The sequence below is a fragment of the Catenovulum agarivorans YM01 genome (genome assembly GCF_000281085.1).
Classification (GTDB): domain Bacteria; phylum Pseudomonadota; class Gammaproteobacteria; order Enterobacterales; family Alteromonadaceae; genus Catenovulum; species Catenovulum agarivorans.
In genome coordinates, this window is the sequence record NZ_JH767546.1 from 16,619 (window position 1) to 38,470 (window position 21,852).

The 21,852-nt window shown below is 41.6% G+C and carries 15 protein-coding genes; 3 read left to right on the forward strand and 12 right to left on the reverse strand.

All coding sequences use genetic code 11. The features are described from left to right. The 3 genes from WSC_RS25440 to pdhR all read right to left on the reverse strand — a co-directional run. A partial coding sequence (locus WSC_RS25440) for a biotin/lipoyl-containing protein (RefSeq protein ID WP_040395432.1) occupies positions 1-235 on the reverse strand: 235 nt, incomplete at its 3' end. Between the two features lie 21 nt (positions 236-256). Further along, positions 257-2,926: a pyruvate dehydrogenase (acetyl-transferring), homodimeric type gene (gene aceE, locus WSC_RS0120920; protein ID WP_016957915.1), complete on the reverse strand. Its 2,670-nt coding sequence runs from the start codon at positions 2,924-2,926 to the stop codon at positions 257-259. Between the two features lie 61 nt (positions 2,927-2,987). After that, positions 2,988-3,752 carry a pyruvate dehydrogenase complex transcriptional repressor PdhR gene (gene pdhR / locus WSC_RS0120925; RefSeq protein WP_016957916.1) on the reverse strand — a complete coding sequence of 255 codons (765 nt, stop codon included), beginning with the start codon at positions 3,750-3,752 and terminating at the stop codon, positions 2,988-2,990. Between the two features lie 270 nt (positions 3,753-4,022). On the opposite strand from pdhR, the gene WSC_RS0120930 reads away from it, so the two are divergent. After that, complete coding sequence (locus WSC_RS0120930; protein ID WP_016957917.1) at positions 4,023-5,432, forward strand: mannose-1-phosphate guanylyltransferase/mannose-6-phosphate isomerase; 1,410 nt, start codon at positions 4,023-4,025, stop codon at positions 5,430-5,432. A 126-nt stretch (positions 5,433-5,558) separates the two neighbouring features. Then, positions 5,559-6,725, forward strand: coding sequence for a nucleotide sugar dehydrogenase (locus tag WSC_RS0120935; protein ID WP_016957918.1), 1,167 nt, complete (start codon positions 5,559-5,561; stop codon positions 6,723-6,725). 72 nt (positions 6,726-6,797) lie between these two features. Here WSC_RS0120935 and WSC_RS24525 read toward each other — a convergent pair whose 3' ends face one another. From WSC_RS24525 to tkt, 7 genes are all read right to left on the reverse strand, one after another. Next, positions 6,798-7,721 carry a DUF3530 family protein gene (locus WSC_RS24525; RefSeq protein WP_082196230.1) on the reverse strand — a complete coding sequence of 308 codons (924 nt, stop codon included), beginning with the start codon at positions 7,719-7,721 and terminating at the stop codon, positions 6,798-6,800. 577 nt (positions 7,722-8,298) lie between these two features. Further along, complete coding sequence (locus WSC_RS0120945) at positions 8,299-8,790, reverse strand: DUF6942 family protein (protein ID WP_016957920.1); 492 nt, start codon at positions 8,788-8,790, stop codon at positions 8,299-8,301. Between the two features lies 1 nt (position 8,791). Continuing rightward, positions 8,792-9,445 (reverse strand): bifunctional tRNA pseudouridine(32) synthase/23S rRNA pseudouridine(746) synthase RluA, encoded by a 654-nt coding sequence (rluA, locus tag WSC_RS0120950; RefSeq protein WP_016957921.1) that lies wholly within the window; start codon positions 9,443-9,445, stop codon positions 8,792-8,794. 138 nt (positions 9,446-9,583) lie between these two features. Next, a complete protein-coding gene (locus WSC_RS0120955) occupies positions 9,584-10,714 on the reverse strand; it encodes a DNA alkylation repair protein (RefSeq protein WP_016957922.1) in 1,131 nt (376 codons plus the stop codon). Positions 10,715-10,807: 93 nt separating this feature from the next. After that, positions 10,808-11,986 (reverse strand): phosphoglycerate kinase, encoded by a 1,179-nt coding sequence (locus tag WSC_RS0120960; RefSeq protein WP_016957923.1) that lies wholly within the window; start codon positions 11,984-11,986, stop codon positions 10,808-10,810. 30 nt (positions 11,987-12,016) lie between these two features. Then, on the reverse strand, positions 12,017-13,042 hold the full coding sequence (gene epd / locus WSC_RS0120965) for an erythrose-4-phosphate dehydrogenase (protein WP_016957924.1): 1,026 nt from the start codon (positions 13,040-13,042) through the stop codon (positions 12,017-12,019). 50 nt (positions 13,043-13,092) lie between these two features. Then, complete coding sequence (gene tkt / locus WSC_RS0120970; RefSeq protein WP_016957925.1) at positions 13,093-15,087, reverse strand: transketolase; 1,995 nt, start codon at positions 15,085-15,087, stop codon at positions 13,093-13,095. Positions 15,088-15,487: 400 nt separating this feature from the next. Between tkt and metK the strand changes: the two genes are divergently transcribed. After that, on the forward strand, positions 15,488-16,639 hold the full coding sequence (gene metK / locus WSC_RS0120975) for a methionine adenosyltransferase (RefSeq protein WP_016957926.1): 1,152 nt from the start codon (positions 15,488-15,490) through the stop codon (positions 16,637-16,639). A 58-nt stretch (positions 16,640-16,697) separates the two neighbouring features. Here metK and WSC_RS0120980 read toward each other — a convergent pair whose 3' ends face one another. Next, the gene (locus tag WSC_RS0120980; protein ID WP_020477111.1) at positions 16,698-17,279 is read right to left on the reverse strand and encodes an outer membrane beta-barrel protein; all 582 of its coding nucleotides are present in this window, start codon (positions 17,277-17,279) and stop codon (positions 16,698-16,700) included. Continuing rightward, a partial coding sequence (locus WSC_RS23675) for an Ig-like domain-containing protein (protein WP_193352322.1) occupies positions 17,279-21,852 on the reverse strand: 4,574 nt, incomplete at its 5' end. The genes WSC_RS23675 and WSC_RS0120980, both read right to left, overlap by 1 nt.

The following is a 21,852-nucleotide window of genomic DNA, read 5'->3' on the forward strand; positions in this document are numbered from 1 at the left end:
CTTGTTCGATTTGCACAATCAAAGTACCTTCAGATACTTTGTCGCCAACCGCTACTTTAATAGCCGCAACCTTACCTGCAAATGGCGCAGGTACGTCCATTGATGCTTTATCACTTTCAACCGTGATCAGCGCGTCTTCAGCTTCGATTGTATCGCCAACAGCAACACATAATTCGATAACTTCTACTTCATCGCTCCCAACATCAGGGACCAATACGTCTTTAATATTTGCCATATCGTTTTCCTATGTTAGCCCTTATGCGTAAAGCGGGTTAATCTTGTCTGCGTCGATATTAAATTTAGCAATTGCTTCAGCAACTAATTTCTTATCAACTTCACCACGTTTAGCCAACTCATATAATGAAGCAACTACGATATAGTGTTCATTAACTTCAAAGTGCTTACGTAGGTTTTCACGGCTATCTGAACGACCGAAACCATCTGTACCTAATACACGGTAGTTTGTTGGGACAAAACCACGAATTTGATCAGCGTATTGTTTCATATAGTCAGTTACCGCAATAACTGGACCTTGTGCATCTTTCAACAATTCAGTTACATAAGGTACACGTTCTTCTGCGTCAGGGTGAAGCATGTTCCAGCGCTCGCAATCTAAACCGTCGCGTGCTAATTCGTTAAATGAAGTAGCTGAGTAAACGTCTGAACTGATGCCATAATCTTCAGCAAGAATTTGTGCCGCTGCACGCGCTCTTTCTAAAATAACACCTGAAGATAATAAACTGACAGATGCTTTAGCTTTCTTCGGCGCAACAGTTTCTAACTTGTACATACCTTTTTTGATGCCTTCTTCAACACCTTCAGGCATAGGTAACTGTACATAGTTTTCGTTCATTACTGTGATGTAGTAGAAAATGTTCTCGTTGTCACCGTACATACGTTTGATACCGTCTTGTACAATAACTGCAATCTCATAACCATAAGTTGGGTCATAAGTAATACAGTTAGGTACAGTACCGAAATGTAGATGTGAATGACCATCTTCGTGCTGTAAACCTTCACCGTTAAGTGTTGTACGGCCAGCAGTACCACCGATTAAGAAACCACGTGCTTGTAAATCACCGGCAGCCCAAACTAAGTCACCTACACGTTGGAAACCAAACATTGAGTAGTAGATGTAGAATGGGATCATAGGTAAGTCTGCATGCGAGTATGAAGTAGCAGCAGAAACCCAAGAAGCCATTGAACCTAGTTCATTAATACCTTCTTGTAATACTTGACCTTTTTTGTCTTCACGGTAGTAAGCTACTTGGTCAGCATCTTGTGGGGTATATTTTTGGCCTTCGTGCGCATAAATACCCACTTGGCGGAATAAACCTTCCATACCGAAAGTACGAGCTTCATCTGGAATAATTGGCACTATGTTTTTGCCAATTTTCTTATCTTTCAACAAGGCAGTTAATACACGTACAAAAGCCATAGTAGTTGAAATTTCACGACCTTTCGAACCGTCAGTGGTTGCTTTGAATGCGTCTAACTGTGGTAACTCTAATTCAACTGAAGAGTTTTCACGACGTACCGGCATTACACCACCTAAAGCTTCACGACGTCCCATCATATATTTATATTCTGGGCTGTTTTCTGGGAAGCGATAGTAAGGTAATTTTTCTAAATCTTCGTCTGATACTGGTACATTAAAACGATCACGCATATAACGAATCGCATCAAGATCCATTTTCTTAACACCGTGCGCGATGTTTTTACCTTCAGCCGCTTCACCCATACCATAACCTTTTACAGTTTTAGCAAGGATTACACTTGGACGACCTTTAGTCGCTTTTGCTTTTGCATAAGCTGCGTAAACTTTAACTGGATCGTGACCACCACGGTTTAAACGCCAAATGTCTTCGTCAGACATGTTAGCAACCATTTCTTTTAATTCTGGGTATTTGCCGAAGAAGTGCTCACGTGTAAACGCGCCACCTTTAGCTTTAAAGTTTTGGTATTCGCCGTCAACGGTTTCATCCATTAACTTTTGTAATAAACCATTGTGGTCTTTTTGGAATAGTGGATCCCAATAACGACCCCAAACAACTTTAGTGACATCCCAACCAGCACCACGGAATGTGCCTTCTAATTCTTGGATGATTTTGCCGTTACCACGTACAGGGCCGTCAAGACGCTGTAAGTTACAGTTAACCACAAATACTAAGTTGTCTAATTCTTCACGAGCAGCAAGGCCGATAGCACCTAATGATTCTGGCTCATCAATTTCACCATCACCTAAGTAACAGTAAACAGTTTGTTCTGAACAGTCTTTTAACCCACGGTCAGTTAAGTATTTTAAGAAGCGAGCCATATAGATAGCTTGCATCGGACCTAAACCCATAGAAACTGTCGGGAACTGCCAATAATCAGGCATTAATTTAGGATGTGGGTAAGAAGATAAACCATCTGCGAAAGCTTCTTGACGGAAGTTATCTAACTGATCTTCCGATAAACGACCTTCAACAAATGAACGTGCATAAATACCTGGTGAAATATGACCTTGGAAATAAACTAAGTCACCACCGTCTTTGTCATTTGGTGCACGGAAAAAATGGTTAAAACCTATATCGTACAACATTGCAGACGATTGGAATGATGAAATGTGACCACCCAATTCTAAATCTTTCTTAGATGCACGAACAACCATCATCATTGCATTCCAACGGATTACTGCACGAATTCGCGCTTCCAATGCAGGATCACCCGGCATTGCAGGCTCTTGGCCAGCAGGAATTGTATTGCAGTAAGCTGTTGTCGCATTGAATGGCAAATGAGCGCCATTGCGACGAGAAGTCTCAATTAATTGATCAATCAAGTAATGAGCACGCTCTGGACCTTCTTCTTTAAGTACAGACTCCAGTGCGTCTAACCACTCGCCCGTTTCAAGCGGATCAACATCATGATTAAGGACGTCAGACATATCATTTTCCTTTATCGTTAGGCTTAACTTTGATAAACCCCTTGGTTTATACCTTAGCCAGCTAGTGTTTTAGTTCTTTTTGCACACGTCGCATTGCACGCTGCAATCGGTTTTCTTCTTGCCCTAATTGAAGTAAAGACTCTTCAATGAAAGACAAATGATGGTGCGACGCTAAACGCGCTGATTCTGGATCGCGCGCTAGAATTGCAACCATCAATGAATCTCTATGCTTGTCTAAGCTGGGTAATATATCCGGCTTAACAGATAGTACTTCTAAATTTTGCGTTATGTTTTTCTTAATCAGTGCAGCCATACCCTGAATTAAATGAACAATCACTAAATTATGCGATGCTTCAGCAATTGATAAATAAAACTGATATAAAGCATCAACTTGGTCAGAAATTGTGGATTGTGCCTGCGTCTTCGTCAACTCATATGCAGCTTTAATTTGATTGAAATCAGCTTCTGTACCTCTAAGGGCTGCGTAGTAAGCTGAAATACCTTCAAGTGCATGACGAAATTCTAATAAATCAAATTGAGTTTCAGGATTTGCAGAGATTAATTCAAATAAAGGGTCGACTAAAGCATTCTGTAATTTATTATGAACATAAGTACCACCGCCTTGACGGCGATATACTAAACCTTTGGCTTCTAATTTTTGAATGGCTTCGCGTAAAGAAGGTCTAGATACGTCAAATTGTTTAGCCAACTCACGCTCAGGTGGTAGCTTTTGTCCTGGCAATAAACTGCCCTCGAGGATCATAGTCTCAAGTTGTTGTAGGATGGCATCAGCCAATTTAGGTTGACGTATTTTTTGGTAATTCATGTTGTTCCGTGCACAGGATAATTGGTAATACCAATTTAATTGCGCGTTACGATAGCAGAAGCAAATCTTGCTGTAAATTAATGTGCACAATTTTTATTGTTTATAGTGGTGAGGTCTTACCTGTAATCTAACTCAGTAAAGTATGTAAGCTAAATTTAAACATCTGTGGTAAATGTCATGTTTTCAAGCTTACGGTCGCCCACAATACGTGTTAGCATCTGTGCTTATATTTAAACAATAACAATTTGATGCATTTCAAGGACTCTTTTTATGTTTCTACCAGTTGTGATGGCGGGCGGTTCTGGCTCGCGTTTATGGCCCCTTTCTCGCTCAGCTTACCCAAAACAATATTTACCGCTTGCAAGCGATAACTCTATGTTACAAGAAACTGTATTGCGCTTAAAAGGCAGTGATCATTTAGCACCTCTGGTAATTTGTAACGAAGACAACCGCTTTATGGTGGCAGAGCAACTTAGAGCGATTAAAGCGCTGCAAAGCCCAGTAATTTTAGAGCCAGTTGGCCGCAATACAGCCCCTGCTATTGCACTTGCAGCATTGCAAGCAACTGCAAATGGTGAAGACCCTCTACTATTAGTTTTAGCCGCTGACCATGTTATTCAAAACAATGATGCGTTTTTAGCTGCTATTGATAAAGCCCAAGCTCTTGCCAAACAAGATAAGATGGTGACTTTTGGTATTGTGCCAACTCATGCTGAAACTGGTTATGGTTATATCAAACGAGGCAACGCGGTAGACACAGCTTACGCAGTAGATAGTTTTGTTGAAAAGCCGAATTTAGCCACAGCAACCGAATATTTAAATAGCGGTGAGTACTACTGGAATAGTGGTATGTTTATGTTTAAAGCGAGCCGTTACTTAGCTGAACTCGCTAAATACCAACCTGCTATTTTAGAAGCCTGTAAAAAAGCCATTGGTAACACAGCAGCTGATTTAGATTTTGTTCGTGTAGATAAAGAGGCTTTTGAAGCCTGCCCAGATGATTCAATTGATTATGCGGTAATGGAAAAAACTGACGCGGCTGTGGTTGTACCATTAGATGCAGGTTGGAATGATGTTGGTTCGTGGTCAGCATTGTGGGAAGTGAATAATAAAGATGACAACGGCAATGCCGTGCGTGGCGACTTTATCGGCGAAAATACCAAAAACTGTTTGGTCTATGGCTCGGTTGAAGGCCGCATGGTAGCAACAGTTGGTGTTGAAGACTTAGTCATAGTCGACACTAAAGATGCGGTTATGGTTGCAGCTAAAGATAAGGTGCAAGATGTTAAAAACATCGTAAACCAATTAAAAGCTGAAGGTCGCAGCGAATTTCAGTTCCACCGTGAAGTATACCGCCCTTGGGGTAAATACGATTCAATTGATAATGGTGCTCGTTATCAAGTTAAACGTATCACAGTAAAGCCTGGTGCGAAATTATCTGTGCAAATGCATCACCACAGAGCTGAGCACTGGATTGTAGTATCTGGCACAGCCAAAGTAACCAATGGTGATAAAGAGTTATTATTAACGGAAAACCAGTCTACTTATATTCCAGTTGGTGTGATTCACGCGTTAGAAAATCCTGGTAAAGTGCCATTAGAACTGATTGAAGTTCAGTCAGGATCTTACCTTGGTGAAGACGATATTGTACGTTTTGAAGATAGATACGGCCGTGTTTAACACGGCTAAGCGCGTGTGCTCATTTAACTGCATGTAGCGTTTACAACTATAAATTTAAAAATTTTGGCCACTGCGCCAGCAAAGACAAAAGATGGCCTTAGGTCAGGAAGCATTAGGAGCGGAAATATGAAAATAGCCGTAGCAGGAACAGGGTACGTTGGTATCTCAAATGCAGTGTTATTGGCACAAAACAACGAAGTAGTCGCATTAGACATAGTTGAAGAAAAGGTCAACTTGTTAAACGATAAAAAGTCACCGATTGAAGATGAATATATTCAAAAGTATTTAGCGGAAAAGCCGCTTAACTTTCGTGCAACTTTAGATAAAAAAGAAGCGTACCAAGGTGCAAGTTACGTTGTTATCGCAACACCAACTGACTATGACCCTGAAACCAACTACTTTAATACTCGCTCAGTAGAAGCGGTCATTAAAGATGTAATGGCGATTAACCCAGATGCTGTTATGGTGATTAAATCAACCGTACCTGTTGGTTACACTGCTGAAATTAAACAAGAGTTGGGCTGCGAAAACTTAATGTTTTCACCTGAGTTTTTACGTGAAGGTAAAGCTTTATACGATAACCTCTACCCTTCTCGCGTAATTGTTGGTGAACAATCTGAGCGTGCTAAGGTATTTGCTGACTTGTTGGTACAAGGTGCGATAAAAGAAAACGTTGATGTATTATTTACAGACTCAACCGAAGCAGAAGCAATTAAGTTATTCTCAAATACTTATCTAGCTATGCGTGTTGCTTACTTTAACGAGTTAGACACTTATGCAGAGCGCCACGGTTTAAACAGCCGCCAGATTATTCAAGGTGTTGGTTTAGACCCGCGCATTGGCAGTCATTACAACAATCCATCTTTTGGTTATGGTGGTTACTGTTTGCCAAAAGATACTAAGCAGTTATTGGCTAACTATCAAGACGTGCCGAACAACCTAATTCGTGCCATTGTTGATGCCAACACCACTCGCAAAGATTTCGTTGCAGATTCAATTATTGCTCGTGGTCCAAAAACAGTTGGTGTCTATCGTTTAATTATGAAATCTGGCTCAGACAACTTCCGCGCTTCATCTATCCAAGGCATTATGAAACGTATAAAAGCCAAAGGTATTCAAGTTGTTATTTATGAACCAGTACTGGAAGAAGACACCTTCTTTAACTCAAAAGTGATTAAAGACATCAATACATTTAAACAAGAGTCTGATGTTATTTTAACCAACCGCATGGCTGATGTATTAGAAGATGTTGCGGATAAAGTATATACCCGCGATTTATTCGGTAGTGATTAACTAACCCAGTGTTACTAGTCCATTTAAAAGGAAGCATTAGCTTCCTTTTTTGTTTCTAACTGTCCTGAATTTTTACCAGCCAAGGTAAGTTACATAACCATATATCTCTTTGCCCAGGCGTGCGTCTGTTGTTTCTAAACCTCGAAAGCCAAATAATTCACGTTGACGATAATGCATAGTTAAATAACGTTTACTCGCTTTTTTCCGCGCCAATACAGTGGATTTGGCCCAAGGGTTGTCGCGCTCCGACCATACATCCAAAATTGGCACTGGCAGCTGAGCGATTTTCGCCGGTAGTTTTTGATTGAGTTTTTGATCGGGCAGATACGGTGATATCAGCACTAATACGTCTGGCATTTCAAGTTGCTGCGATGCCAAACCTTCAACCAACCAACCTGCTGTTGCCCCTTGCGCCACCAACATGATAAGTCCTGGATACGCTGAGGCTTCATCTAACATACTCGACATAACCAGCTGAAGTTGGTTGATATATTGTTTTTGCGTATCCTCTAAAACCACATCAAGCGTGTTATTTGGGCGGTCAATCAGTTGTTTGAGTTGCTGCTCATCTTTGAGTTGTTGGTGCATTATCTCTGGCATAATACCGGCTACACTGATCCAACCATATTGATTGAGCGCATAACGCAATTGGTAAAAAGTGGCTGATTGATTAGGGTGCAAACTGATATCAGGTAGCAACAAAGCGCTGCCTCGAATAACACTACCATCTTGTTCACTAATTAACGCAGTAAACTGGCTTTCACCTGCCATTAGTGATTTTATCTCTGCTTCTGGCGCATATCTGAGTAAGTCGTTTGACGCGACTTGGTATTCAGACGGCGGCAATATGTGTTTGGGTCGAATGGCGGTTGGCGCTGTTGCGCCTTCTTCAGTAGCAACCTCAGTTGAAGCTTCTGCTGATGTTTCTTCTGCATAACTACGCAGCGCAATTGCAAATAAACACACGAATATAATGAATGATGTAAAAACTCGCATAAATCACCTGATTTATGGTTACCTTGCTTAGTTAGGTTATCGGCGGTTAGTGGCTAAACTATAGTATAAGTATCGAGCTATTACAGTGCTCTTTATTCTGGAATACGCTGGTAGAGCCGTGTACCAAAGCCCACTCGAAGCATAACTTTCTAAAAACGCTGTAAATCCATCCGTGGAAGCTCTGCTTTATCATCCCTGATAAAGAAGTTTTAGAAAGTTAGCATTTCGAGCAGGCTTTCTCGAACTAATATATCGCGGCGGCGTTGCTTGATAAAAACAATTCAAAGCTGCGACTCCTCACAAGAAAAGCAATAAAATTGCGGGAAAGGTGGTTGAGGTTGTTTTTGAAAAACGTCAACTCGGCATGGATGCCGTGTGAGAGCGAGCCAGGATGGCCTTGAAGCGATTTTTCAAAAATATCTCAACCACCTTGACCTTGTTTAACTCGCTTTGCGCAGCGACTAGAAAGCTAGTAGTTTCCATATGTAGCACAGATTAAGCAGCGATTTCGCCCTTTTTCATAATCCGCATACTATCGAATATTGAAGCAAACCAACTACTAAACTTGTCGAAAAGGCTAACCAATTTGCCGAATCAATCCCGCTAACTGCAGTGTTTTTTCATTGGTTAACTGCCGATAATCAAAATAGGGTGATACGATAATTCTGTGTTTATGGTTAATAGCAAATGAAGGCGACAACCATTCAAGTTCAGGCAATGTTAAAGTGGCAGCATAAGTTTTACCGGCAATAATATAAACACAATCCGGATCTTGTTTAAATTCAAGCGGTGCTGGCGCAAACAAAACAGAATGCTGACATCCCGGTTGCAACAGATGAGCATCTCGATAATCTTGCCAACTGGCAAAACCTAAGGTATCTAGTTCAAATAATAACTTAGCGTAACAATTAAACACCTTACGCCAATTATTCGAACATTGACCAACCAGCTCTGCCAATTCACCTATTTGCAGATAATGCATAGCCTGCAACGCTGGGTATGGTGCAATTGGCGGTCTGTGCTGTAAACACAAGTGAATATTTGCTTGGGGATTACCTATACCTATCATATTAAAACGGGCAAGGTGCAGTAAAGTTCATAGGCTCACCTGTCATTGGGTGATACAAAAACAAAGTTTCTGCATGCAATTGCAACCTGTTAGCCATAGCCAAAGCATTATCATGAGCATATAACCTGTCACCCAAAATAGGATGGCCAAGCTTTAACATATGAACTCTAAGTTGATGCGATCGGCCTGTGATCGGGAAAAGTTTAACCCTCGTGGCATTTTCTTCGTATGTTTCAACTTGCCAATAAGTTGTTGAAGGTTTACCACGATTAAACTCAACCATTTGTTTTGGTCGATTCGGCCAATCGCAAATAAGAGGTAATTCAATTAACCCCTGCTCTGCTGCAACTTTGCCATAAATGCGGGCGATATAAGTTTTTTTGGTCACCCTGTCTTGGAACTGCCTAGCCAACTTGCCATGTGCTTCTTTATGTAAAGCCCACACCATTAAACCAGACGTCGCCATATCTAACCTGTGTACTACACCAATTTTTGGCCATACACGTGCAGCACGTAACTCTACACTATCCCAATGTTCGGGCAATTTGCCTTTTACTGACAATAAACCACTTGGTTTGTTAAACACCACCATGTCTTGGTCTTGGTACAAAATAGGTAGATAAGGCGTTTGTGGTGGGTTATATACAAAAGTCACAGTGTCGGCTTGCAGGTTAAATCAAAGTGGCGTGATTATATACGTAAGCCATTAGAAGTTACACACCTCATAGCAATAGCACAGCACCACCTATACTGAGCAGAGCTCCTAGCAATTAAATATTAGCTCTTGCAATATTTATGGTACTAACAAGTCAAAACTCACTGTTTTTAGCACTTGCCCATTTAACAAAATATCGATTTTGTGTTCACCCGAATAATATTTACGTGTAGTTACAGCTGTGACTTTATGAATTTTTTTCAGTTGCTGAGTTTGCTTTGGTTGTAACCTTAGTTGCTTCCACTTAAACACTTTGGCGGATGTTTTCCCAGCCGCTTTTTGGTGGTGTACCGCATAATCTAGGATTAAATTTTGTGGTTTATTTGCTGTTGAAATAAGCTCCATGGTTATTTCAACTTGCCCGCCCAATTCAATCTGCTTTGGCGATACTTGCCCGGCTATCACTTTTACTTGAGGCTCGCCGAAGCCAAAAGCAGCTAACACTGCTTGATGCCCTTGTTTAACTAATCCACGACAAGCGTGTTTTAAAAGTTTTTGACGATTTTTGTCAGCATCAGCTAGCCAGTTTTCGGTTAAATTTACTATCAAATCTGCATGGTCTTTACTAATATCATTTAAATGATTGGCAACAGAACGACGCACATATTCACTGTCGTCGTCTTTGAGTTGTTCTAATAGTTGAATAGTCAGTTGTGGCTTTTCAATAAAAAAGCCCAAACGTATACCCCAAGGTAACCTTGGCCTGGTACCTTCCGAAATTAGTCGACGCACATGCGGATTTTTATCATCTAGCCAAGTTTGCAATGTTGCAATCACCAACTCTGGATTTTTCTCAATTAAATAACGAATGGCAAACTCGGCAGAAAAACGTTTGGTCATTTGTTTTAAAACTAACAAGGCAAACTCAATATCATCTAAACCATGCAAAGCGACAAAGTCGGCCATCGGCATAATAGCCCAACCACGAATACCTTGTGCACTATTATCAAAATGAATTTGTTCTGAAGACTCATCTACTGGCGCGAGCGTTTTTAATAAAATTTCACAAGCTTCACGGTAGTCTGAAGGAAGGGTTTGTTGCAATGCTTGATAGATTTGTTGACTACGCTGTTTGAGTTCAAGCTGCTCTAAATCCTTAGCCGCTAGCTCGATAAATTGAGATTTATTAAAAGCTTGATCATATAGCTCAATTTGTGCCGCAATATGTTTAATCAGTTTTATACTAAAGACGTTTTTAAACGGTTCCATTTTTCCTCCTGCACTAACCCAGATACAACAAGCCCCAGATACAACAAACCCCAGCAAGCTGGGGTTTGGATAAAAGCAAAGTTAAGCTAAATATTAAGCTTTAGCTCTTTCTTCTAATATTTTAACAGCTGGTAATTCTTTACCTTCAACAAACTCAAGGAAAGCACCACCACCAGTTGAAACGTAAGAAATTTTATCTGCTAAATTCCACTTATCGATAGCAGCTAAAGTGTCACCACCACCTGCGATTGAGAAAGCGTCAGACTCAGCAATTGCACGAGCAACCACTTCAGTACCTTTAGCAAACGCATCAAATTCGAATACGCCACAAGGACCATTCCAAATGATTGTTTTAGCAGATTTGATAATTTCAGCAGCACGCGCAGCAGACTCTGGGCCGTAGTCGATAATTTCTTCGTCGGCTTGAATTTCATTTGCTTGTTTAGTTTCAGTCACTGAATTGTGGTTCCAGTCGCCAAAACCTTCTTTAGTTGTACGAACGTCAGTTGCAAAAATTACTTCAGTTGTATCACGTAAACGCTTAGCTTCAGGGATTAAATCTTCTTCGTATAAAGAGTTACCTACTTCGTTACCAGCAGAAGCTACGAAAGTATTAGAAATACCACCACCAACAACTAATACGTCAACAATTTTAGAGAATGCATCTAATACAGCTAATTTAGAAGAAACTTTAGAACCACCAACAATAGCAACTAATGGACGCTCAGGGTTGCCTAATGCTTTGCCTAATGCGTCTAACTCGTTCACTAATAATGGGCCAGCAGCAGCAACAGGTGCAAACTTAGCAACACCATGAGTTGAAGCTTGTGCACGGTGCGCAGTACCAAATGCGTCCATTACAAATACGTCACATAAAGCTGCTAGTTTTTTCGCTAATGCATCATCATCAGAGCCTTCGCCTTCATTAAAACGTACGTTTTCTAAAACGACTAATTCACCTGCTTTAGCTTCTACACCGTCTAAATAATCTTTTGCTAAAGAAACTGGTGCAGATAATTTTTCAGCTAAATATTTAACTGCAGGCGCTAATGAATATTTTTCTTCGTATTGGCCTTCAGTCGGGCGACCTAAGTGAGACATTACCAATACAGCTGCGCCTTTATCCAATGCCTGTTGGATAGTTGGAATTGCAGCGTCTAAACGCACAGTAGAAGTAATATTGCCTGCATCGTCCAAAGGAACGTTTAAGTCTTCACGAATTAATACGCGTTTACCTTGTAAATCCAGGTCAGTCATTTTGATTACTGACATAATCGTGTCTCCAATTTATTATGTATATGTTTATTCTGCCGCAAACATGGCACGGCAAGTGTCTAACATTCTATTTGCGTAACCCCACTCGTTGTCACACCAAATTAATACCTTAACCAATTTGTTATGACTGACTCGAGTTTGTGTACCATCGAGTATGCACGAATGTGGATCGTGATTAAAGTCTATCGAAACAAGCGGGGCTTCCGTGTAGTCCAAAATCCCCTTCAGTTTACCTTGTGCTGCTTGTTTAATCACTTCATTTACGTCGCGAATTCGCACAGATTTTTCCACTGTAACACTCATTACCAGTGCCGTTACATTAACAGTTGGCACTCGCACTGATATGGCTTCAAAGCGGCGCTGAAATTTAGGCAAAATCCGTTCAATACCAGCAGCGAGTCGTGTATCTACTGGAATGATAGATTCGCCTGCGGCGCGCGCTCGACGTAAATCAGAATGAAAAGAATCTATAACTGATTGATCATTCATTGCCGAATGAATCGTTGTCACCGAACCACTTTCAATACCAAAAGCATCATCTAAACAAGTGATCACTGGCACACAACCATTGGTGGTACAAGATGCTGCCGACACAATACGATGACGTCGCGACAAAATATCTTGATTAACCCCATAAACAACAGTTGCTTCAATGCTAGAATCACCTGGATGCGACAATAACACTTTTTTTGCACCTTGCCTTACATGAACAAAAGCTTCTTCAAATGAACCAATTTTGCCAGTACATTCAAAAACCACATCTACCCCTAAATTATCCCAAGGCAAATGAGCTGTGTTTGCTTCGTGTAATAAGTGCACCCAATAATCGTTAATTTTTAGCCGATTATTTTCAATTGAAACGTCAGCCTTAAAACGGCCATGCGAGGTATCGTACTTCAACAAATGTAGCATAGCTTCTGCCGTAGCTAATTCGTTGATAGCAACAACTTTAAACTGGTCTTCTAATCCATATTCAAATATGGCTCGAACAACACTTCGACCAATACGGCCAAATCCGTTAATAGCAATGCGAATAATAGTTAGATTCTCCAAGCGCAAAAAAGGCAGATCAAGTCTGCCTTTTTATCATTTTAGTGGCTAAATTAGCCTAATTTTTTAACTGTCGCTACTACATTTTCAACAGTGAAGCCGAAGTGCTTGAACAAGTCACCACCTGGAGCAGATTCACCGAAAGTAGATAAACAAACAGTTGCACCAGCAAAGCCGATGTACTTGTACCAGTAATCACCGTGTGCAGCTTCGATAGCAACACGCTTAGTTACTGCAGCTGGAAGTACAGATTCTTTGTATTCTGCTGATTGTGCATCAAATGCGTCGGTTGAAGGCATAGAAACAACGCGAGCTTGAATACCTTCTTCAGCTAATGCTTTAGCAGAATTAACCGCTAAACCAACTTCAGAACCAGTTGCGATTAAGATTACATCTGGTGTACCAGCAGTATCAACTAATACGTATGCACCTTTTTCGATGTCAGCAACTTGCTCAGCAGTACGTGCTTGAGCTGGTAAACCTTGACGGCTGAAAATTAATGAAGTTGGTGCGTTACGACGCTCAACTGCAAATTTCCACGCAACTGCAGCTTCAGTTGCATCCGCTGGACGCCATGTAGACATACGTGGAGTCATACGTAAGTTTGCTAATTGCTCAACTGGTTGGTGAGTTGGGCCGTCTTCACCTTGACCGATAGAGTCATGCGTGAATACGAAAATGTTTTGAATACCCATAAGTGCAGACATACGTACTGCGTTACGAGCGTATTCCATAAACATCATGAAAGTTGCGCCGTAGTTGATGAAACCACCGTGCAATGAAATACCATTCATGATACCCGCCATGCCGAATTCACGTACACCGTAATGGATGTAGTTACCAGCTGCGTCGTCTTGGATACCTTTAGAACCAGACCATAAAGTTAAGTTAGAACCTGCTAAGTCAGCAGAACCACCTAACAATTCAGGCATAATTTTACCGAAAGCTTCGATAGTGTTTTGTGAAGCTTTACGTGAAGCAATGCTTTCACCTTTAGCTTGAACTTCTGCGATGAATGCGTTTGCTTTTTCAGCGAACTCAGCTGGTAATTCACCTTTGATTACACGACGCTCATATTCAGCTGCTAATTCAGGATAAGCTGCTTTATAAGCTTCGAATTTAGCATTCCAAGCTGCTTCTTTTGCTGCACCAGCTTCTTTTTGATCCCAACCAGCGTAAACGTCTGAAGGAATTTCGAATGGCGCGTGTGGCCATTGTAAGAATTCACGTGCTGCTGCGATTTCTTCGTCACCTAATGGTGCGCCGTGACAGTCGTGGCTACCACATTTGTTAGGAGAACCTAAACCAATGATAGTTTTACAACAAATCATTGTTGGTTTGTCAGTTACAGATTTAGCTTCTTCGATTGCTTTAGCGATTGCTTCTGGGTTATGACCATCAACACCAGCAATTACGTGCCAGCCGTAAGATTCGAAACGCTTAGGAGTATCGTCAGTGAACCAACCTTCTACGTGACCGTCGATAGAAATACCGTTGTCATCCCAGAATGCGATTAATTTACCTAAACCTAAAGTACCAGCTAAAGAACATGCTTCGTGAGAGATACCTTCCATTAAACAACCGTCACCTAAGAAACAGTATGTGTAATGGTCAACAATGTCGTGGCCTTCACGGTTGAATTGTGCAGCTAAAGTTTTTTCAGCAATTGCAAAACCAACAGCGTTAGAGATACCTGCACCTAAAGGACCTGTTGTTGTTTCAACGCCGTCTGTGTAACCGTACTCTGGGTGACCAGGTGTTTTAGAATGTAATTGACGGAATTGCTTCAATTCATCCATTGGTAAATCGTAACCAGATAAATGCAACAATGAATAAATAAGCATTGAACCATGGCCGTTAGACAAGATGAAACGGTCACGATCAGACCATTTAGTGTTTTGTGGGTTGTGGTTTAAGAAATCGCACCATAAAACTTGAGCGATGTCTGCCATACCCATAGGGGCACCAGGGTGACCTGATTTTGCTTTTTGCACCGCATCCATACTTAGTACGCGGATAGCATTAGCAAGTTCTTTGCGTGAAGCCATGTTAACTCCTTAAGATAACCTGTATTTATGTGAGTATATAAATTTTACTGTGTGCCAACCTATGTGTGCTATGTACCTAGACGGTTGGCAGACTAAAACCGGCGGGTATTTTCTACCAGCCACTATTTAAGTGCAAATATTTATCACTTATAGCCAGCATAATAATTCACAAATATGACATATTGGCGAATATTACCTGCCGAAAAACTGCGCGTATTCTAGCACAAAAGCTGCCGACAAAAGAATAAGTATGACTATATAAAAATTCATAAATTAGATGCGAAAAATAACAACTAACACTTTAGCAGTTTAGACGTCTAGACGTAAAGACTTGCAAATTATCAATTAACGATTAAAATTAGCCCATCTTTATTTAAAATTCGTCGACTAGGACTAAAACATGGCCAGACACGTATTTACTTCTGAATCTGTATCAGAAGGTCATCCGGATAAAATTGCCGATCAAATCTCTGATGCGGTATTAGATGCTATTTTGGCACAAGACCCACAAGCGCGTGTTGCGTGTGAAACTTACGTAAAAACCGGCATGGTAATGGTCGGTGGTGAAGTAACCACCAGCGCTTGGGTGGATATTGAAGAATTAACCCGTAAAACCGTACGTGAAATTGGTTATACCCACTCAGATATGGGTTTTGATGCTGATTCTTGCGCCATTTTAAATACCATAGGTAAACAATCACCTGATATAAACCAAGGTGTTGACCGTGCTCGCCCAGAAGACCAAGGTGCTGGTGACCAAGGTTTGATGTTTGGTTATGCAAGTAATGAAACCGAAGTTTTAATGCCTGCGCCTATTACTTATTCACACCGTTTAGTAAAACGCCAAGCGGAAGTGCGTAAAAACGGTACTTTACCCTGGTTACGTCCAGACGCAAAAAGCCAAGTAACTTTTGCTTACGAAAATGGCAAACCTGTTGCAATTGACGCAGTTGTTTTATCAACTCAACATTGTGACAGTGTTTCAACTGCAGATTTGCGTGAAGCTGTAATGGAAGAAATCATCAAGCCAGTATTACCTGCTGAGTGGTTGTCAACCAATACTAAGTTTTTCATTAACCCAACTGGCCGCTTTGTAATTGGTGGGCCAATGGGCGACTGTGGTTTAACAGGTCGTAAGATTATTGTTGATACTTATGGCGGTATGGCGCGTCATGGTGGTGGTGCTTTCTCTGGTAAAGATCCATCAAAAGTTGACCGCAGTGCTGCTTATGCTGGCCGCTATGTTGCAAAAAATATTGTTGCAGCAGGTTTAGCTGACCGTTGTGAAATTCAAGTTTCATACGCAATTGGTGTTGCTGAGCCAACTTCTATCAGTATTGATACTTTTGGCACAGGCAAGTTAGATGAAGATAAATTAGTTGCATTAGTACGTGAATATTTTGATTTACGTCCTTATGGCTTAATTAAGATGTTAGATTTAGAGCGTCCAATCTATCAGCCTACTGCTGCATATGGCCACTTTGGTCGTGAAGAATTCCCATGGGAAAAAACCGACAAAGCTGAAGCTTTAAAAGCGGCAGCTGGTTTGTAAGTAAATTAAGTAGGCGCGATTGATTTAGCAATCGTGCCTATTCTCTTCCACTAAAACATCAAAAATGATATTTAGCCTGCAACGACAAGTTATTTATAGATTCTGATAAAGTATATAACCTGTACTCCACCCCAACCGATACTTGTTCCATCAACTGGTAGCTAAAATCAGCACCAACATAAGCATCTGAGCCGTGCTGTGTCGTTTTTAAGCGCCCACCTTGAGAATGAACACTAACAATTTCATTTTCCCAAATGAACATACCCATCTGTGCATTTAGTTTCCATTGAGCATCACTCGCAATCGGTAGCGCTAATCCTAAAGCATACCCAGATGATAATATCGGTGAAACGGATTTAACCGTCTGATGATATTCATCTGGTGTATAAGTTGCTGATTCTAAAGTGACCTGCCCTTCGCCTAAATCAACATAGTTTAAGTCGACACGTAATTTGTCAAACTGATAATGAATACCAAATTGCCAACTAGTCGCAGAGTCATCGCGCTTTATTATGTCTGCATGCCCAGTCTGCAAGTCAGTACTGGCATAACCAACACCAACAGAAGTGCTCAGTTGTTGGGCACATAGCGGCGAAGCCGCTATAAGGAATAAACTTAAGCTTTTTAAAACAAATTTCATTATTTATTTCCTTTTGCTCTGAAAAGTGTACGTCGTAATCGCATCAGCATTAAGCTCACTAACGCCCATCCAGAAACACTACCACCAGAAGATTTATTGGTCACAGTAATCACCTCTGGACCAGAAATATTGACAGTCACACTTGCTGTATCTGAACCACCATAACCGTCAGAGACTGTGTAAGTGATTGTGTCTACGCCCGCATAACCTGCTTGCGGTACATATCGAATAGATCTATTGTTCAAAATAGTCACACTGCCATAAGTTGCAGAGGCAGACTCAAGCGTTAATGTATCCGCATTTACATCTGTGTCGTTTTCCAATACCTCGATATCAACCGACTGACTTCCATCAATTGAAATCGCATCGTCTGCAGCTACAGGTGCGTTATTGCCCGAAACATCTACAGTCACTGTACTATTGGCAACTAGGTTATAGATGTCTTCTATGCGATACGAAACAGTCACCTGCCCCGATAAACCTATAGTTGGCGTATAAACAATTTGTCCATTTTGTATTTCAGCAGAGCCCTGACTCGCTTCGACACTTAACAAACTAATTTCATCCCCATCTGGGTCTGTATCGTTGCCTAAAACATCAATAACAATACTTTGTTTATGCGTGGTTGATGCACTATCCGCGTTGGCGACTGGCGCTCTATTCGGCAGTACTGTTACTGCAACCTTGGCAGACGCTGTACCGCCTTGGTCATCGGTAATCGCGTAAGTAATTGTATCAGGGCCAGCATAGTTTACGCCTGGCTGGTAAGTAACATTATTACCCGACATATCGGTAATTTGACCAAAGTTTGCTGTGGCACTGGTGATACGCAGTGCATCGTTATCCGCATCGGAGTCATTTGACAATACGTCAATAACCATACTGGTGTTCCAACGCAATTCAGCTGCGTCGTCTACAGCAACCGGAATTTGGTTACCGTTGAGTTCAATTGCAACCCCACCTGGGTCAACAATTGCACCATTTGCTTCATTATCATCGTCGTAAATGCCACCATCTTTGATGACTAACTGCACACACCAATGGCCTGCATTTAAACCTTCCACCCAAGTATCATCACCTGGTGGTGGACAAATACCAGGCTCACCTTCAGTACTGTAGAGTTTATTGTCACCATTTTCTTCGTGAACAAAGGTGAACCACTCATTGCGGCTTTCACTATATTTACGATAAATCGCATTTTGTGGAATTGGGCTACGTTGTGGCACAACTAATTGATAGGTTTGACCCGCTTCTGGTAAACCATATGCGATAAAGTCAACTAAGCCGTCAATCACCTGGGCTTGGTCATCCACACCTAAGCTAGCCGCTTCGTCGTTAGAGACTAATAAACCACCGGACTCACCAAGCGCCGATATTGTGCCACGGCGTAAACATACCCCAGGATCACCTTCAACTAAGAAACCATCTTGCTGAGAAATTTCCTCAGGCACAACATTACAGTCAGATATCGCATCTTGGAAATCAGGAATACCATCTCCATCTGAATCGGCATAACCTTCTTCGTTATCAGGAATTAAATCTCCATCCGAATCTGCGTCAGTCAGTGCCTGTAATGATTCACGCACGTCAATATAGACAGCTTCGCTGTCTTTTAGTGAGCCAGTATCTATTGCTTCAAAGCTCACTTTGTAAATACCCTCAGTTAAACCAGATGGGTCAAACTCGAACAATAAGTCGTCAACACTACTATTAACTAAACTATTGTCTGCTTTCCATTCTGTGGTCACAGTGTCTGCCGGATTAGGATCTGACACTTGTGCCGTGATACGTACCAAGCCGCCATCAGTTGTAACTGTAAGTCTATTTTCATCGTTTTGCGCAACTGCCAAACTAACATTTGGCGCAATATTCGCTTCACTGATACGAATACGACTTGCGCGTTTAGCCCCTAGATTCAAGCTATCAGCCGAACCTAAAGTAATAACAATGTCCTCATCTACTTCAACTTCTGCGTCGGTTAGCACATCAAAGGTGATACTCGATTGTGTACCCGATGTGATAATCACAGTGCCATCAGTTAATGTATGGTCGTCGTTTTCAGTTGCAGTACCACTGACGGTGAACGGAATTTCCAGCGGATAAACTGGTGACGGACCATTTAATAGCACCCTGACAGTAACGGTTTTTCCTTCTGGGACAACTTGATCTTTGCTCAGTGAAATAAGCGGATGAACCGCCAGTTGCTGCTGTGCTGTACTTAAATTACCTTGGTTATCTTCAGCTTGCCAATAAACAATATGTTGTCCTGGTGCAAACACTGTTACCCCATCGACCAAAGACACAGGTAATGGATTACCTTGCGCATCAACAGCTGTTGCAACCCCTAAATCTACTTTGGTAATTAAACCAGATGCATTCTCTTCTTTGTCAGCAGGTACAGTAATAGTTGGCGGCTCTGTTGTTATATCACCAGTAATAGTGACATTTGCAACTGCGCTGGCTCGACCTTTATTGCCATCCCTTACTGAGTAAGTCAGCCTTGCACTACCAATAAAGTTATCGGGCGCTTGGAAGGCTAACTGGCCATTTTGGATAGTCACACTGCCCACACTGGCTTTTGCCCCTTCGAGAATCAACGAGTCGCCATCTACATCAAAGTCATTGGTTAGTACATCCAGTGTATAGGCGTCATTTTCCACACGCTCAAGCGCAATCAAATCATCGATTGCAACTGGTACATCATTCACTGCCGTGATTGTGATGTTGACAGTGTAGACTTGCGACGATACTTGACCATCCGAAACTGTATAGGTGAAGCTATCTGAGCCGTTAGCATTTTCAGTAGGTTGATAATGCCAACCAGCACCAGCTTGATTTAGCACACCTTTGCTTGGAGTACTTTCTATCGTTAAGGTCAGTGAGTCACCATCATCATCATTGATTGTTGGTTCAATGGTGATACTGCGATCTTCTAATGTGGTTACACTGATATTCTGCCCAATTGGTGCATCGTTGACATTGGTGACTGTCAAGTCAAACGCAGCCAAGCTCGTGGTGGCTAATCCGTCAGTCACACTAATAAGGATATTAGTTGTCGTTCCAACATCCGAGTTAGTTGGGGTACCGGTTAACCCGCCAGTGCTAGTATCAAACGAAATCCATGCTGGCGCATTGCTGATGCTAAAGGTTAAATCACTGCTATCTATATCTGTTGCTGCTGGCGTAAAGCTATATGCGCTGTCTTCTGCAACCGTGATTGCTGGCGTACCTGAGATAGATGGCGCGTCGTTTTGAGCATTTACCACCACATTTACAGTAATATTCGCTGTATCAATGCCATCTGTTACTTGCACAACAAAACTATTATTGCCGTTAAAATTACCGTTAGGTTGGTAATTCACCGCAACGCTATTGCCCGAAGTATCAACTGAAGCTGAACCGTTTGCTGCGCCAGTTGGCACAGACCAAGATAAAGTATCGTTGTTTGCATCCGTTGCATTTAAGGTTAATGCAAATGGCGTCGGACTGGCGTCTTCACTCATAACCACATTAACACTTGTACCTTCAACAATTTCAGGTGCTTTTTGATATAACTTATCAACCGTATCAGTGACAGCATCACTTTGATTACCAAAACTGTCTGTCAAGCTAACGCTTAAGATTAAGCTGCCTTCGGCTAATCCAGAAACATCAATGGATGTTACTTGTGCATCCGCAGCGTCAACCGAGCCAGATACACTGACTGTGTTTGTACCGTCACTCACGCTCGCTTGGTAACTTGTACCCAGCTCGGCGTTAGCAAATACAAAACTCATTGCTGTATCATTTGAAGCATCAATCAGTGACTGCTCAATATCAATGCTAAAGCCCGAAGGTTTGGTTGCATCAATTTCTAGCTCAGCCGTTGTCGAATCGGTTGCCACATTAGCAAAAGCATCAGTAGCACTGACTTCAACATCATATGTACCGTCAGCCAAAGCTGAAACAGTATCATCAGCCAAGATCCAAGTACCATCTGCGTTATTGACGGCATCGTAATTTTGCCCATCCAGCGTAACCGAAATTGTGGCTTCAACATCATCAACTGTGCCGCTTAGCGCAGGGGTTATATCATTAGTTTGTAAGCTATTAATAACAACACTAGGCAATTCATTATCTAAGGTGACAGTTTCACTTACGTCGCTGGATGTATTGCCTGCAGAATCTGTTTGGCTAGCTGTAACGGTTAAAGTGCCATTATTAAATGTACTAACATCAAACTCCGAGCCAGACAGTGACCAAGAACCGTTGCTATCTGCTGTAATCATTTGGCTTAAGCTATTTGCTCCATCACTAATACTGACAGTGACACTTGCATTGGCTTCAGCGCCTGTGCCTTCAATCAAGACATTATCGTCTTCTGCTGCGTTAACCAAACCATCACCTTCTATTGGTGTTGTAATGCTTGGTGCACTTGGGGTAGTGTTGTCTAACGTTATATTTTTGATGGATGCTGATGATGTATTACCCGCATCGTCAGTTTGAGTGACAGTAACGACCAATGTGCCATTTGCCAGCGCTGAGATATCTATTTCATTACTTTCTATCGTCCAGTTACCACTGCTATCCGCTA

Bases quoted from the DNA above. Each gene is read 5' to 3' on its own strand.
- aceE (WP_016957915.1), bottom strand. From the start codon at position 2,926: ATGTCTGACGTCCTTAATCATGATGTTGATCCGCTTGAAACGGGCGAG.
- pdhR (WP_016957916.1), bottom strand. From the start codon at position 3,752: ATGAATTACCAAAAAATACGTCAACCTAAATTGGCTGATGCCATCCTA.
- WSC_RS0120930 (WP_016957917.1), top strand. From the start codon at position 4,023: ATGTTTCTACCAGTTGTGATGGCGGGCGGTTCTGGCTCGCGTTTATGG.
- WSC_RS0120935 (WP_016957918.1), top strand. From the start codon at position 5,559: ATGAAAATAGCCGTAGCAGGAACAGGGTACGTTGGTATCTCAAATGCA.
- WSC_RS24525 (WP_082196230.1), bottom strand. From the start codon at position 7,721: ATGCGAGTTTTTACATCATTCATTATATTCGTGTGTTTATTTGCAATT.
- WSC_RS0120945 (WP_016957920.1), bottom strand. From the start codon at position 8,790: ATGATAGGTATAGGTAATCCCCAAGCAAATATTCACTTGTGTTTACAG.
- WSC_RS0120955 (WP_016957922.1), bottom strand. From the start codon at position 10,714: ATGGAACCGTTTAAAAACGTCTTTAGTATAAAACTGATTAAACATATT.
- WSC_RS0120960 (WP_016957923.1), bottom strand. From the start codon at position 11,986: ATGTCAGTAATCAAAATGACTGACCTGGATTTACAAGGTAAACGCGTA.
- tkt (WP_016957925.1), bottom strand. From the start codon at position 15,087: ATGGCTTCACGCAAAGAACTTGCTAATGCTATCCGCGTACTAAGTATG.
- metK (WP_016957926.1), top strand. From the start codon at position 15,488: ATGGCCAGACACGTATTTACTTCTGAATCTGTATCAGAAGGTCATCCG.
- WSC_RS0120980 (WP_020477111.1), bottom strand. From the start codon at position 17,279: ATGAAATTTGTTTTAAAAAGCTTAAGTTTATTCCTTATAGCGGCTTCG.